11 protein-coding genes are annotated in these 12,540 nt (G+C 76.4%); 6 read left to right on the top strand and 5 right to left on the bottom strand.

The window, feature by feature from the left end; translation table 11 throughout:
- Positions 1 to 37: 37 nt before the first annotated feature.
- On the top strand, positions 38 to 775 hold the full coding sequence (locus tag ACPCUX_RS08855) for a GNAT family N-acetyltransferase (RefSeq protein ID WP_423388574.1): 738 nt from the start codon (positions 38 to 40) through the stop codon (positions 773 to 775).
- Between the two features lie 173 nt (positions 776 to 948).
- Here ACPCUX_RS08855 and ACPCUX_RS08850 read toward each other — a convergent pair whose 3' ends face one another.
- Genes ACPCUX_RS08850 through ACPCUX_RS08840 form a run of 3 tightly spaced genes read right to left on the bottom strand, consistent with a single transcriptional unit; the run spans position 949 to position 5,729 of the window.
- Positions 949 to 1,602, bottom strand: coding sequence for an RsmD family RNA methyltransferase (locus tag ACPCUX_RS08850; RefSeq protein ID WP_423388573.1), 654 nt, complete (start codon positions 1,600 to 1,602; stop codon positions 949 to 951).
- Positions 1,603 to 1,638: 36 nt separating this feature from the next.
- Positions 1,639 to 3,897 carry an ATP-dependent DNA helicase RecG gene (recG, locus tag ACPCUX_RS08845; RefSeq protein WP_423388572.1) on the bottom strand — a complete coding sequence of 753 codons (2,259 nt, stop codon included), beginning with the start codon at positions 3,895 to 3,897 and terminating at the stop codon, positions 1,639 to 1,641.
- Positions 3,894 to 5,729, bottom strand: coding sequence for a DAK2 domain-containing protein (locus tag ACPCUX_RS08840; RefSeq protein ID WP_137281034.1), 1,836 nt, complete (start codon positions 5,727 to 5,729; stop codon positions 3,894 to 3,896). Before ACPCUX_RS08840 ends, recG begins: the two co-directional genes overlap by 4 nt.
- 319 nt (positions 5,730 to 6,048) lie before the next feature.
- Between ACPCUX_RS08840 and rpmB the strand changes: the two genes are divergently transcribed.
- Positions 6,049 to 6,240, top strand: a complete 192-nt coding sequence (gene rpmB / locus ACPCUX_RS08835) for a 50S ribosomal protein L28 (protein WP_024840757.1) — start codon at positions 6,049 to 6,051, stop codon at positions 6,238 to 6,240.
- A 154-nt stretch (positions 6,241 to 6,394) separates the two neighbouring features.
- The gene (locus ACPCUX_RS08830) at positions 6,395 to 6,913 is read left to right on the top strand and encodes a GNAT family N-acetyltransferase (RefSeq protein WP_114554181.1); all 519 of its coding nucleotides are present in this window, start codon (positions 6,395 to 6,397) and stop codon (positions 6,911 to 6,913) included.
- Positions 6,914 to 6,922: 9 nt separating this feature from the next.
- On the opposite strand, the gene ACPCUX_RS08825 is transcribed toward ACPCUX_RS08830, so the two are convergent.
- Positions 6,923 to 7,915, bottom strand: a complete 993-nt coding sequence (locus ACPCUX_RS08825) for a thiamine-phosphate kinase (RefSeq protein WP_137281033.1) — start codon at positions 7,913 to 7,915, stop codon at positions 6,923 to 6,925.
- 64 nt (positions 7,916 to 7,979) lie between these two features.
- Here ACPCUX_RS08825 and ACPCUX_RS08820 point away from each other — a divergent pair, with 64 nt between their 5' ends.
- Complete coding sequence (locus ACPCUX_RS08820; RefSeq protein WP_232422964.1) at positions 7,980 to 8,531, top strand: DUF3515 family protein; 552 nt, start codon at positions 7,980 to 7,982, stop codon at positions 8,529 to 8,531.
- Positions 8,532 to 8,576: 45 nt separating this feature from the next.
- Here the strand turns inward: ACPCUX_RS08820 and ACPCUX_RS08815 are convergent, their stop codons facing one another.
- Positions 8,577 to 9,746, bottom strand: a complete 1,170-nt coding sequence (locus tag ACPCUX_RS08815) for a D-alanine--D-alanine ligase family protein (RefSeq protein WP_144682401.1) — start codon at positions 9,744 to 9,746, stop codon at positions 8,577 to 8,579.
- A 242-nt stretch (positions 9,747 to 9,988) separates the two neighbouring features.
- On the opposite strand from ACPCUX_RS08815, the gene ACPCUX_RS08810 reads away from it, so the two are divergent.
- Together ACPCUX_RS08810 and ACPCUX_RS08805 are read left to right on the top strand one after the other, a co-directional pair.
- Complete coding sequence (locus tag ACPCUX_RS08810; RefSeq protein WP_081600013.1) at positions 9,989 to 11,419, top strand: hemolysin family protein; 1,431 nt, start codon at positions 9,989 to 9,991, stop codon at positions 11,417 to 11,419.
- Positions 11,416 to 12,447, top strand: a complete 1,032-nt coding sequence (locus ACPCUX_RS08805) for a hemolysin family protein (RefSeq protein ID WP_043654869.1) — start codon at positions 11,416 to 11,418, stop codon at positions 12,445 to 12,447. Before ACPCUX_RS08810 ends, ACPCUX_RS08805 begins: the two co-directional genes overlap by 4 nt.
- Positions 12,448 to 12,540 lie beyond the last annotated feature (93 nt).

Genomic DNA, 12,540 nt, shown 5'->3' with positions numbered 1-12,540 from the left:
CGCGCGGGGACCGGCGTCGGGCGCGACGATGGTCGACGTGACCACCCCCGCCGTCGTCCCGCTCACCGACCCCGCACTGCTGCGCTCGCTGCACCGCGACGTCCTCGTGCCGTCGTTCCCGCCGGCCGAGCTCGTCGACGAGCAGGAGCTGCTCGACGCCCACGCGAGCGGGCGGCTGCGCAGCCTCGGCGTGGTCGAGGACGGCCGCGTCGTCGCCGGCGTCGTCGGCGAGTGGTTCGCCGACGCGCGCGTCCTCCTCGTGCTCTACCTCGCGATCGCCCCCGGACGCCGCGGCGGCGGCGTGGGCCGTCGTCTCGTCACCACCGCGCTCGACGACTGGCGCGCGCTCGACCCGCTCGTCGTCGTGGGCGAGGTCGAGCACCCCGCGCACCACACGGGCAGCGAGGCCCACGGCGACCCGGTCGCGCGACTCCGGTTCTACGCGCGCCTCGGGGCGCGCGTCTTGGCGCTCCCCTACTTCCAGCCCGGCGACGGCCCGGGCGGCGAGCGCGTGCCCGCGCTCCTCCTCGTGTCGTTCCCCCTCGGCCCGCACGCCGCCGAGGACGACGTCCCGGCCGCGCCGCTGCGCGCCTTCCTCGCGGAGAATCTCCGCGAGAGCGAGGGCACGCTCGCCGACGACGCCGCGACCCGCCGCCTGCTCGACGCCGCGGGCGGGGACCGCGTCCGCCTCGTCGACCCGGACGACCCCGCCGCCCTCGCGACCGTGCCCGTCGGCACCCTCGCCCCGGCCGAGACCCGAGCCCCGACGGCCTGACCCGCCGGTCCCGCCGGAGACTGCCGCCGCGAGCCGCAGGGCTCGCTACGACGCGCCCACCGACCAGGCAGTCCCGTCAGGCCGAGCAGGCGATCCTGGCGCGTCAGCCGACCCGGACGAGCCAGAACCACCTGGTCGACGGGGACGTGGGGCCGGACACGGGTGGCGGCGGGCTATGCGTCGTCGGGGAGCTCCGGGCCGACGAAGAACACCGCGGTCTCGCCGTAGTCCTTGTGCGCGACGAGCTCCCAGCCGGCGGGCCACGTCGGCTCGGGCGTGCGCGTCGAGCGCTCGACGACGACGACGGCGGCCGGGTCCAGCACGCCGGGCACGGCGAGGTGCGCGAGGACGCGCTCGAGCGCCTCGGCCGTCACGTCGTAGGGCGGGTCCACGAGCACGAGGTGGAAGGGGCCGTGGCCCGCACGCCCCGGGGACGATGCCCCAGCCGCCCCGGCCGCTCCGGCCGCGTCCCCGGCCGTCGACCGCTGCGCCGCGGCCGCCGCCACGCCCGCGACGAACGCCTCGGCCGGCTGCGCGACGACGTGCACGTTCGACAGGCCGAGGGCGGCGACGTTGCGTCGGGCGACGTCGGCCGCGACCCGGGCGGAGTCGACGAGCGTGACGTCGGCCGCGCCGCGGCTCGCCGCCTCGAGGCCGAGCGCGCCGGAGCCCGCGTAGAGGTCGAGGACGTGCGCGTCGTCGACGACGCCGAGGTGCTCGAGCCGGGAGAAGATCGCCTCCCGCACGCGCTCGCTCGTCGGTCGCGTGCCGCGGGGCGGGACCTGCAGCGTGCGCCCACCGACTGTTCCCGCCACGATCCTCGTCACGCGCCCACCCTACGCAGACGCCGCGGCGCCCCGCCGTCACGCACGCTCGAGGAACTCCTCGCGCTCGGGGTCGAGCTGCTCGCGGATCGCGGCGGCGAGCGCCGGGTGGTCCGCGAGGTCCGGGTCCTGCGCGACGACCTCCGCCGCGTCCGCCCGCGCGGTCTCGATGACGTCCGCGTCCTTGACGACGCGCAGGAGGCGCAGGGAGCTCGCGCGCCCTGACTGCGCGGCGCCCAGGACGTCGCCCTCGCTGCGCAGCTCGAGGTCGACGGTGGCGAGCTCGAACCCGTCCGTCGTGCGGGCGAGCGTCTCGACGCGCGTCGCGGCGGGCGTGCCCGGCTGCGCGGTCGACACGAGCAGGCACAGCCCGGCGGCCGACCCGCGCCCGACGCGCCCGCGGAGCTGGTGGAGCTGGGAGATGCCGAACCGGTCCGCGTCGAGCACGACCATCGCCGTGGCCTCCGGGACGTCGACGCCGACCTCGACGACCGTCGTGGAGACGAGCACCTGGACCGCGCCCGACGCGAAGTCGGCCATCACGGCGTCCTTCTCGGCCGGCGGCATCTGGCCGTGCAGCACGCCGACCGTCAGCCCGGCGAGCCGCGGGTGGGCGCGCAGCTCCTCCGCGACCTCCAGCACGGCGCGCAACGGCGCCCGCTCGACGGCGTCGGGCGCCTCGGGGTCGAGCAGGAAGTCCGGGACGTCGTCGAAGTCGTCGTCCCCCGTCGCGCCCGCGTCGGCGTCCGGCTCGTCCGGGTGGATGCGGGCGCACACCACGTACGCACGGTGCCCGGCGTCGACCTCCTCGCGCACGCGCGCCCACGTCCGCTCCATCCAGGTCGGGTTCCCGGCGGGCACGACGTGCGTCGTGATGCCCGACCGCCCGGCGGGGATCTCCGTGAGCGACGACGTCTCGAGGTCGCCGAACACGGTCATCGCGACGGTGCGCGGGATCGGCGTCGCCGTCATGACCAGCAGGTGCGGGGAGGTGCGCGCCTTCGCCCGCAGCGCGTCGCGCTGCTCGACGCCGAACCGGTGCTGCTCGTCGACGACCACGAGCCCGAGGTCGGCGAACTGCACGTTCTCGGAGAGCAGCGCGTGCGTGCCCACGACGATCCCCGCCGCGCCGCTCGCGGCGTCGAGCAGGGCCTCCTTGCGCGCCGCGGCGCCGAGCGAGCCCGTGAGGAGCGCGACGCGCGTCCCGTGGTCGGCGCCTCCGAGGAACCCGCCCTCGGCGAGCGGTCCGAGGAGCGCCCGCAGGGTCCGCGCGTGCTGCGCGGCGAGCACCTCGGTGGGCGCGAGGAGCGCCGCCTGGCCGCCGGCGTCGATCACCTGGAGCATCGCGCGCAGCGCGACGACGGTCTTGCCGGAGCCGACCTCGCCCTGGAGGAGCCGCTGCATGGGGCGCGCGAGCGCGAGGTCGTCGGCGATCTCCCGGCCCACCTCGCGCTGTCCCTGCGTGAGCGTGAACGGCAGCGCCGCGTCGAAGTCCGCGAGGATGCCCGGCTCGCCCTCCGGCCGGGGCGGGCGGGCGGTCGCGGGCTCGGCGGCGGCCCGGGCACGCCGCTGCGCGAGCGCGGCCTGGAGGACGAACGCCTCCTCGTACCGCAGCCGGTCGCGACCGCGCCGCCACTGCTTCTCGTCGTACGGCTCGTGGACGTCGCGCAGCGCCTCGAGCCGGGTGCCGAGCCCGCGCCGCTCGCGGACGGCGTCGGGCAGCGGGTCGGGGACGTCCTCCTCGCGCAGCGGGTCGAGGACCGTCCGCACGGCCGGCTGGATCTTCCAGCTCGGGATGCTCCCGCTCGCGGGGTAGATGGGGATCGGCCTGCTCGCCTCGAGGACGGCGCTCTCGGCGTCCTCAGCGTCGTCGTCCATGCCGATGATCTTGTAGTCGGGGTGCGTGAGCTGGCGCGTGCCCCGGTAGAGGCCGACGACGCCCGTGAACAGGCCGTGCCGCCCCGGCGCGAGCCGCTGCTCGTGGTAGCGCAGCACGTTGGGGCTCTTCGCGAAGAACGTGAGCGAGAGCTGCTGCGGACCGTCCGTCACGACGGCCTCGAGGATGGCGCCCGCGCGGTTGCGCATGCGCCGGACGGTCGCGCTGCGGACCTGGGCGACGATCGTCACGTGCTCGCCGAGGGCGAGCCCGCCGAGGTCCGTGAGACGGCCGGGGTCGCCGTAGCGGCGCGGGTAGTGGCGCAGCAGGTCGCCCACGGTCTCGACGCCGAGCTTCGCGAGCGGCCCCGCGCTGCGCGTCCCGACGGCGCGGGTCAGCGGCTCGGCCAGCCGGTCCGTCATGCGCCCACCGCCTCGTCCGTGCCGTGGTGGACGACGGCGCCCTCCGCGGCGAGCGCGACCGTGCCGCCGTCCCGGCCCGAGCGCAGGAGCACGAGCTCGGCCCCGGCGCGGGCTGCCGCGGGGGCGAGCGCGTCGAGCGCCGGGAGGGGCACGTCGTCGTCCGCGAGGACCGTGACGACCTCGGCGGGACGCTCGAGCAGGCCCTCCAGGAGCCCGACGAGCCGGCGCGCGGCCTCGGGGTCGTCCGTCCCGGCCGCCGACGCCCGGGACGTGCGGACCGTGTCGAGCGCGGACCGCACGGCGTCCACCCGCCCGGGGCCGTCGACGAGCTGGGCGGCGGCGAGCGCGACCGTCACGTGCAGGTCCGTCGGCGCCGGGAGCACCTCGAGCGACTCGACGCCGTCCTCGCGCAGGGCCGCGCGGAGCGTCGCGACGTCCCGCTCGGGAAGGTCGCCGCCGGGCAGCACGACGACGTGCGCCGCGCGCGCGTCGACGGCGACGCGGTGCAGCGCCGCGAGGTCGGGCGCACCGGGCTCGTCGCGCAGGAGCACGACGGCGCCCGCGCGCGCGAGGTCCGCGACGAGCCCCGGTGCGCTGGTCACGGCGACGAGCCCCGGCTCGTCCGACGGGCCGCCGTCCGCCGTGATGCCCGCCGCTTCCGGAAGGTGGCCGTGCCCGTGCGCCCCCGGCAGGTGGCGCACGCGGACCTGCCGCAGCGCGACGAGCGCCCCCGCTCGCTCCCGCGACGCGCGGCCGCGGGCGTCGGCGAGCACCGCCCGCCCGGCCGCGACCGCGGCCATCGGGTCGTCGGTGTGGACGTGCGCCTGCCACAGCCCCGACCCGTCCTCGCCCGCGCCGCCGACGACCACCACGGAGTCCCCGATCCGGGACAGGTCGGACCGCAGCCGCTCCCCCGGTCCCGTCGACGCGCCCATGGCGTCGCCGAGCGCACCGCCCGGCAGGTCGACCACGTACATCACCTCGAACTCGCCCCCCTCGTGCGCGGCCTCGGTCCCCGACGCCGCCCCCGCGGACGACCCGGTGACCGGCGTCATGCCGGACATCATGCCCAGCACCTCCGACACGACCGGCGCGGGGGTCTCCGGCGCCGCGCCGGGCCCGTCGAGGCGGGCGTCGACGGTCCCGCGGCCCGGCTCGTCGATCTGCGTGCGGTCCGGTCCGCCGGTCCGCCCGTCGAGCGCCGCGACGAGCGCGCCGAGCACGAGCACGAGGCCGAGGGCCCCGGCGTCGAGCACCTGCGCTCGTGCCAGCGCGTCGAGCTCGTCGGTGCTGCGCAGCGCCGCCGCGCGGGCGCCGTCCCGCGCCGCCGCGGCGACGGCACCGGGCGAGGGGTCGCCGTCCGTGAGGACGTCCGCGGCCGCGCGGGCCGCCGCGTCCGCCGCGGTGAGGATCGTGCCCGGCGCCGGGCGCGCGACGGCGCCCCGCGCCGTGCGCGCGGCGCGGTCCAGGCCGACGGCGAGCGCCGCCCCCGAGACCGTCCGGTGCTCGGCGAGCTCGAGCGCGAGCCCGCGCAGGTACTCGCTGAGGATGACGCCGGAGTTGCCTCGCGCCCCGACGAGCGCCCCGCGCGCGAGACGCACGAGCACGTCGCCCGCCCCGCCTGCTGGGCCCGCGGCGTCCGCCGTACCCGCGGGCAGCGCCCGCACGGCGTCGAGCAGCGTGAGGTACATGTTCGTGCCGGTGTCCGCATCGGCCACGGGGAAGACGTTCACGCGGTCGAGCGACGCACGCGCCTGGGCGAGGGCGTGGACACCGCCACGACCCCACGCGACGACGACGGCGGCGTCGACCACGTCGGCTCCGGGGCTCACGTCGGGACGGCTCCTCGTACGCTGGGGGACGGCCCGGCCGCGCGCGGCGGGTCGGACGACCCGGCGGTCGTCGGGACCACGGTAGTCAACCCGGCCCCCGGTCGTGGGGCGAGCCGCCCCGGGTCCGGCGTGATCCGCGCGACGCGGACCCGGTTTGAGCTCAGGGCCTCGGATCGGCTACCCTGACGAGGTTGCCCGGGTGCTTCGCGCGCCCTCGACGTCGTCGAGGAGCCGCCGAGGGACACCGGGCCGGACACCCTACAGACCATTCAGGACGTCGCCGCTGCGTGCGCGACGTGCACGACGATCAGGAGAAACCGTGGCTGCCAACTGCGACGTCTGCGGCAAGGGCCCGGGCTTCGGGCACAGCATCTCGCACTCCCACATCCGCACGAAGCGCCGCTGGAACCCCAACATCCAGCGCGTGCGCGCCGTGGTCGCGGGGACGCCCAAGCGCCTCAACGTGTGCACCTCGTGCCTCAAGGCCGGCAAGGTCACCCGCCCCGCCTGAGTCGCGCGACTCCTCCACGAGAGCGCTCGCCGGTCCCCGGCGGGCGCTCTCGTCGTCTGCGGCCCCCGTCGCCGGACGCCCGAGCTCCGAAGATCTCCTGAGGATCCGGACAAACGGGCTTGGTGTATCCCCGCCCGGGTGGCAGTCTTTGTCCATGGTGACGGAACTGAGCGAGGTAACGATCCGCCCGGCCGGCCCCGCGGACGCGCGCGCCATCGCGGCCGTGCACATCGCGTCGTGGCGCGGCGCGTACGCCGGCATCGTGCCGGACGAGTACCTCGCCTCGCTCGACCACGACCAGCGTGAGAAGCACTGGGTCCAGAGCCTCGGCACCGCCGGGGCGCGCACGTGGCTCGCCGACGCCGACGGCCGCACCATCGGCTTCGCCACCCTCGGCCCCGGTCGCGACGAGGACGCCGAACCCGGGGACCTGGAGATCTACGCCATCTACCTCGACCCCGAGTCCTGGGGCCGCGGTGTCGCGCGCGACCTCATGCGCACCATGCTCGGCGAGGTGGCCCCCGGCACCACCGTCACGCTCTGGGTCCTCGAGGACGCCGAGCGCGCGCGCCGGTTCTACCGCCGGCACGGGTTCAGCCCGGACGGGGTCGAGCGCCGCGACGACATCGGCGGCAAGGACCTCACCGCCGTCCGCTACCGCCGCCGGAGCTGACGCCCGCGCTCAAGCGCGGAAGTGGTCCCACCCCGACGACCGGCGCGGCACCGCGCCGTCCAGGCGCACGCCCGCGCCGTCGTCGCCCGCGGGACGCACCGTGCCGAGCCGCCGGAACCCGGCCGGGAGCGGTGCCGCCGCGGGGAACGTGGCGAGCAGGCCGTGGTCCTCTCCCCCGGACAGGACCCACCCGTCGACGAGCTCCGCCCCGTCGTCCTCGCCCGCGAGCGCGGCGCCCGCGTCCCGCAGCCGGGCACGGTCGGCGTCGAGCGCGCCCGGGTCCAGGTCCACGACGACGCCGCTCGCCCGCGCGACCCGCCCCGCGTCCCGCAGCAGGCCGTCCGAGACGTCCATCATCGCCGTGGCCCCGGCGTCGGCCGCGACCGGGCCTGCGGCGAGCGGCGGGTCGGGACGCAAATAGGCGGCGACGAGCGCGTCGTCGACGTCCGCGCGACCGGCGTCGAGCAGCGCGAGACCCGCGGCGGACCGCCCGAGCGTCCCCGCGAGCGCGACCACGTCGCCCGCCCGGGCGCCGCCGCGCAGCACCGGCTCGCGTCCCTCCAGGTCCCCGTGGACGGTCACGGCGACCACGACCTGGTCCCCTCCGGACAGGTCACCGCCCACGACCGCGGCACCGAGCGGGGTGCACGCGTCGGCCAGCCCGCGCGCGAACCCGGTGACCCAGTCGACGGGCAGGTCGCCCGGCATGACGAGCGAGACGACGAGCGCCGCGGGGCGCGCGCCCATGGACACGACGTCGGCGAGGTTCTGCACGGCGGCGCGGCGGCCGACGTCGTAGCCCGTCGACCAGCGTCGGCGGAAGTGCCGGTCCTCGACGAGGACGTCGGTGGACACGACGTAGCGGCCGTCGGGCGCGGCGACGACCGCGCAGTCGTCCCCCGGCCCGACGAGCGTCGAGGGGGCCGTGGGCAGCAGGGGGAAGATCCGGGCGAGGAGCGCCTCCTCGGGCACGTCGCGGACCAGCAGGGGCGTCTCGCTCACGCGGCCACCCTAGTCGCCGCCCGGGCGGTCACGGGCACCCGTCGCGGGCCGCTACGGTGGTCGCGTGCTCGACGTCGTTCCTCCCCGCTTCCCCTCCGCCCGTCCGGGATCGTCCCGGCCGTCCCGCCGCCGGCTCGTCCGCGCCCTGGCCGTCCCCGCGCTCCTGGGAGTCGTGGCCGCGACCGCCGCGTGCGCGCCGCGCATCGGCGTCCCCGTGGCGGACGACGCCCAGAACCCGCTGTGCGCGGACGTCGTGCTCGCGCTGCCCGACTCGCTGGGCGAGGACCTGCCGAAGGTCGGCACGACGAGCCAGGCCACGGCCGCCTGGGGCGAGCCGGGCGCAGCGGTGACGCTGCGGTGCGGCGTCGAGGTGCCCGGGCCCACGACGACGGCGTGCCAGAGCGTCGTGTCCGAGGGGGGCAGCGTCGACTGGCTCGTCGTCGAGGACGAGGGCACGTGGACGTTCACCACCTACGGGCGCGACCCCGCGGTGCAGGTCGTCGTCCCGCCCGCCGTGACGGAGGGACACTCGACGTCGTTCATCGCGGACCTGGGCCGCGCGGTCATGGAGGTCCCGCAGACGCGCGCGTGCGTCGGGGTGGGCGACGTCGGCTGAGCCGGTGCCCGTCCCGGGCCTGCCCCCGGCTCGCCGCCCGCGCGGTCAGCGCAGGCCGGTGGGCCGCTCGAGCGCGAGGGCGACGAGCTCGTCGATGAGGTCGGGGTAGCTGAGCCCCGACTTCTCCCACATGCGCGGGTACATCGAGAACGGCGTGAAGCCGGGCATGGTGTTGATCTCGTTGACGACGACCTGCTCGTCGGGCGTGACGAACACGTCGACGCGCGAGAGGCCCTCCGCGCCGACCGCCTCGAACGTGCGCACGGCGATCTCGCGCACGCGCTCGACGAGGTGCTCCGGGAGGTCCGCCGGGCACGACAGCTCGACCCCGGCCTCGTCGAGGTACTTGGCCTCGAAGTCGTAGAAGTCGTGCTGCTCGCCCGTGACGACGATCTCCCCCGGCAGGGACGCGCGCGGCCGCGCTCCCCCGCGTCCGCCGAGGACGGCGCACTCGATCTCGCGACCGACGACGCCCGCCTCGACGACGACCTTCGGGTCGTGCTCCTGCGCCGCCGCGATCGCCGCGGGCAGGTCGGCGAGGTCGTCGACCTTGGAGATGCCGAGGCTCGACCCGGCGCGCGCGGGCTTGACGAAGACGGGCAGGCCGAGCGCGGCCACCGCCTGCGTCACCGTCTCCGGGTCGCGCTCGAACGCCCCCGGCTTGACGACGGTGTACGGCGCGATCGGCAGGCCCTCGCCCGCGAGCACGAGCTTCATGAAGTGCTTGTCCATGCCGACCGCCGAGGCGAGGACGCCCGCGCCCACGTAGCGCACGTCGGCGAGCTCGAGCATGCCCTGGAGGGTGCCGTCCTCGCCGTAGGGGCCGTGCAGGAGCGGGAAGACGACGTCCACCTCGCCGAGCACGCGCGGCACCTCGCCGGGCGCGAGCACCCGCAGGTCCCGGCGCCCGGTCGACAGCGGGAGGATGACCTCCTCGCCCGTCGGCTCGACCTGAGGCAGCCGGCCCGCCGTGATCTCCCAGCGCGACGGCTCGTCGGCCGCGAGGACCCACTCGCCCGACGGCGTGATCCCGACCGGGACGACGTCGTAACGCGTCCGGTCGATGGCGCGCAGGACGCCCGCGGCGGTCGCGGCGGAGATGGCGTGCTCGCCCGAGCGCCCGCCGAACAGCACGAGGACGCGGGGCTTGCGGGGGGCGCCGGTGGGGTGCTCGTCGGTGGACGGCACGGACCGGTCGGGGCTCTGGCTGGACATCGCGGACGACCCTACCGGACGCCTGCTCGCGCGCGGACGCGCGCCGGTGCGAGATCCCGGCGAGCATCCCCGCGAGATCCCGGGAACGATCCGGGAGGCTCCGGCGTTGGGAGTGCCGTGGAAGACACGACTCTCGAGGCCCCCGCGGCCGACGACCCCGACCATAGTCCCGGCCGCACCGGCCCCGGCAGCGAGCGGACGCACCCACGCGTCCCCGTCGACCGCAGGGCGGTGCGGGCACGATGACGACCTTCCTCTCCCTCCTCCTCGGGCTCCTCGTGGTCCTCGCGATCACGGCGGCGACGGCCTACTTCGTCGCGCAGGAGTTCGCCTACATGACCGTCGACCGCTCCCGGCTGGGGGCCAAGGCGGAGGCCGGCGACGAGTCGGCCCGGCGCGCGCTCGCCGTGACCCGGCGCACCTCCTTCGTCCTGTCCGGCGCGCAGCTCGGCATCACGGTGACGGGCCTGCTCGTCGGCTACGTGGCCGAGCCCCTCATCGGGCAGTCGCTCGGCACCATGCTCGGCGGCGTCGGCGTCCCGACGGGTGTCGGCGTCGCGGTGGGCACCGTCCTGGCGCTCGTGCTGTCGACGATCATCCAGATGCTCTTCGGCGAGCTGTTCCCCAAGAACCTCGCCATCGCGCGGCCCGAGCCGCTCGCGAAGGGTCTGGCACGCTCGACGTCGGCGTACCTCACGGTGTTCGGCTGGCTCATCGCGGTGTTCGACAAGGCGTCCAACGCGCTGCTGCGGATGCTCAGGATCGAGCCCGTCCACGACGTCGACAACACCGCGACCGCGCGCGACCTCGAGCACATCGTGGCCGACTCGCGCGAGAGCGGGAACCTGACCGACGAGCTGTCCGTGCTCCTCGACCGCGTGCTGGACTTCCCGCAGCGCGACGTCGAGCACGCGATGATCCCGCGCTCGCGCGTGGGAACCGTGCGGCCCGAGGCGACCGTCGCCGAGGTGCGAGAGCTCATGGCCCGCGCCCACACGCGCTACCCGGTGGTCGACGACACGGACCAGCCGCTCGGCGTCGTCCAGCTCGCCGACGTCCTCGCGACCGACCTGCCCGCGGACGCCCCCGTCACGGCGCTCATGCGCCAGGCCGTGGTGCTGCCGACGGCCATGACGCTCCCGGACGCCCTCGCGCAGCTCAACTCCACGCGCAACCAGCTCGCGTGCGTCATCGACGAGTACGGCGGCTTCACCGGCGTGCTGACCGTCGAGGACCTCGCCGAGGAGCTCGTCGGCGAGATCACCGACGAGCACGACCCCGAGCAGCCCGCCACGGTCACGGCCGAGGAGGACGGCGTGTGGGTCATGGGCGGCGACGTCCACGTCGACGAGGCGGAGCGCGCCCTCGGGCACGACCTGCCCCGCGGCGACCACGAGACGGTCTCCGGGCTCCTCATCGCCCAGCACGGCGCCCTGCCGCGCGCGGGCGACCAGATCGAGGTGCCGCTGCCGGACGACCCGGCCGACCTCGTGCACGACGAGCCGGTGCACCGCGCCCTCCTCGTCGACGTCCTGTCGGTCGAGCGGCACGTGCCGCGTCTCGTGCGCGTCCGGCTCGTCGAGCGGCGGGGCGACGTCCCCGTCGACGTCGTCGTGCACCCGACCGCGCGCGAGGTTGCGCACCCGACCGACGCCGCGGAGGAGACCCGATGAGCAACCCCTGGGTCGTCGTCACGGCGACCGTCGCGATCATCGCGCTCAGCGCGTTCTTCGTCGCCGTGGAGTTCGCGCTCCTCGGCGCCAAGAGGCACCGCCTCGAGGACGCCGCCCCCACGAGCCGCGCCGCGCGCGCCGCGCTGCGCAGCTCGAACGAGCTCACGCTCCTCATGGCCGGCGCCCAGCTCGGCATCACCGCGTGCACGCTCGCGCTCGGTGCCATCACCAAGCCCGCCGTCCACCACTGGCTCACGCCCGTCTTCGAGACGTGGGGCGCGCCCCTGTGGGCCGCCGACGTCGCGGGCTTCGTGCTCGCGCTGATCGTCGTGACGTTCCTGCACCTCGTCGTCGGCGAGATGGCACCGAAGTCGTGGGCCATCGCCCACCCCGAGCGGTCTGCCACGCTCCTCGCGCTGCCGATGCGCGGGTTCATGTGGGCGTTCCGCCCGCTCCTGCGCTGGCTCAACGAGCTCGCGAACCGCTGCGTGCGGGCCGTGGGCGTCGAGCCGGTGGAGAACGTCGAGGGTGGCGGGCAGGACGCCGCGACCCTGCGGCACCTGGTCGAGCACTCGGCGAACGTCGGCGCGCTCGAGGCGTCATACCGGGCGCAGATCTCGGGCGTGATCGAGCTCGAGACCCTCACGGTCGACGCGCTCGTGCCGGCCGGGAGCCGGCCCACGTCGGTCCCCGCCGACGCGACCGCGGCCGACGTGCGACGCGCGTCGGCCCGCTCGGGCCACCTGCGCATCCTCGTCCAGAACGGGAGCGTGGTCCCGAAGGTCGTGCACGTGCGCGACACGCTCCTCGAGCCGGACGACCGGCTCGCCAAGGAGCTCGCGCGCCCCGGGTTCGTCCTGGAGTCCGGCACCACGGTGCACGCCGCGCTCGCGCGCATGCGCGAGTCGAGCGAGCAGCTCGCGGTCGTCATGGACGGCGAGCGGTTCGTCGGCGTCGTGACGCTCGCGGACGTCCTGCGCCGCATCCTCCCCCACCCGGAGGACCCGGTGCCCGTCCTCGTGGGCTGACGGCCGGCCACCGGCCGCCGTACGGTGGAGGGGCCCCGGCGACGCACGTCGCCGGGGCCCTTCCCCGTCCGCCCCTCCACCGTCCGTCCCGAG

The organism is Cellulosimicrobium sp. AB352, assembly GCF_049538415.1.
GTDB classification, from domain to species: Bacteria; Actinomycetota; Actinomycetes; order Actinomycetales; family Cellulomonadaceae; genus Cellulosimicrobium; species Cellulosimicrobium funkei.
This window is presented reverse-complemented; position numbering and strand designations above follow the sequence as displayed.

Coding starts and splice junctions, on each gene's coding strand:
- ACPCUX_RS08830 (WP_114554181.1), top strand. CDS start 6,395: ATGGTGACGGAACTGAGCGAGGTAACGATCCGCCCGGCCGGCCCCGCG.
- ACPCUX_RS08810 (WP_081600013.1), top strand. CDS start 9,989: ATGACGACCTTCCTCTCCCTCCTCCTCGGGCTCCTCGTGGTCCTCGCG.
- recG (WP_423388572.1), bottom strand. CDS start 3,897: ATGACGGACCGGCTGGCCGAGCCGCTGACCCGCGCCGTCGGGACGCGC.
- ACPCUX_RS08805 (WP_043654869.1), top strand. CDS start 11,416: ATGAGCAACCCCTGGGTCGTCGTCACGGCGACCGTCGCGATCATCGCG.
- ACPCUX_RS08815 (WP_144682401.1), bottom strand. CDS start 9,746: ATGTCCAGCCAGAGCCCCGACCGGTCCGTGCCGTCCACCGACGAGCAC.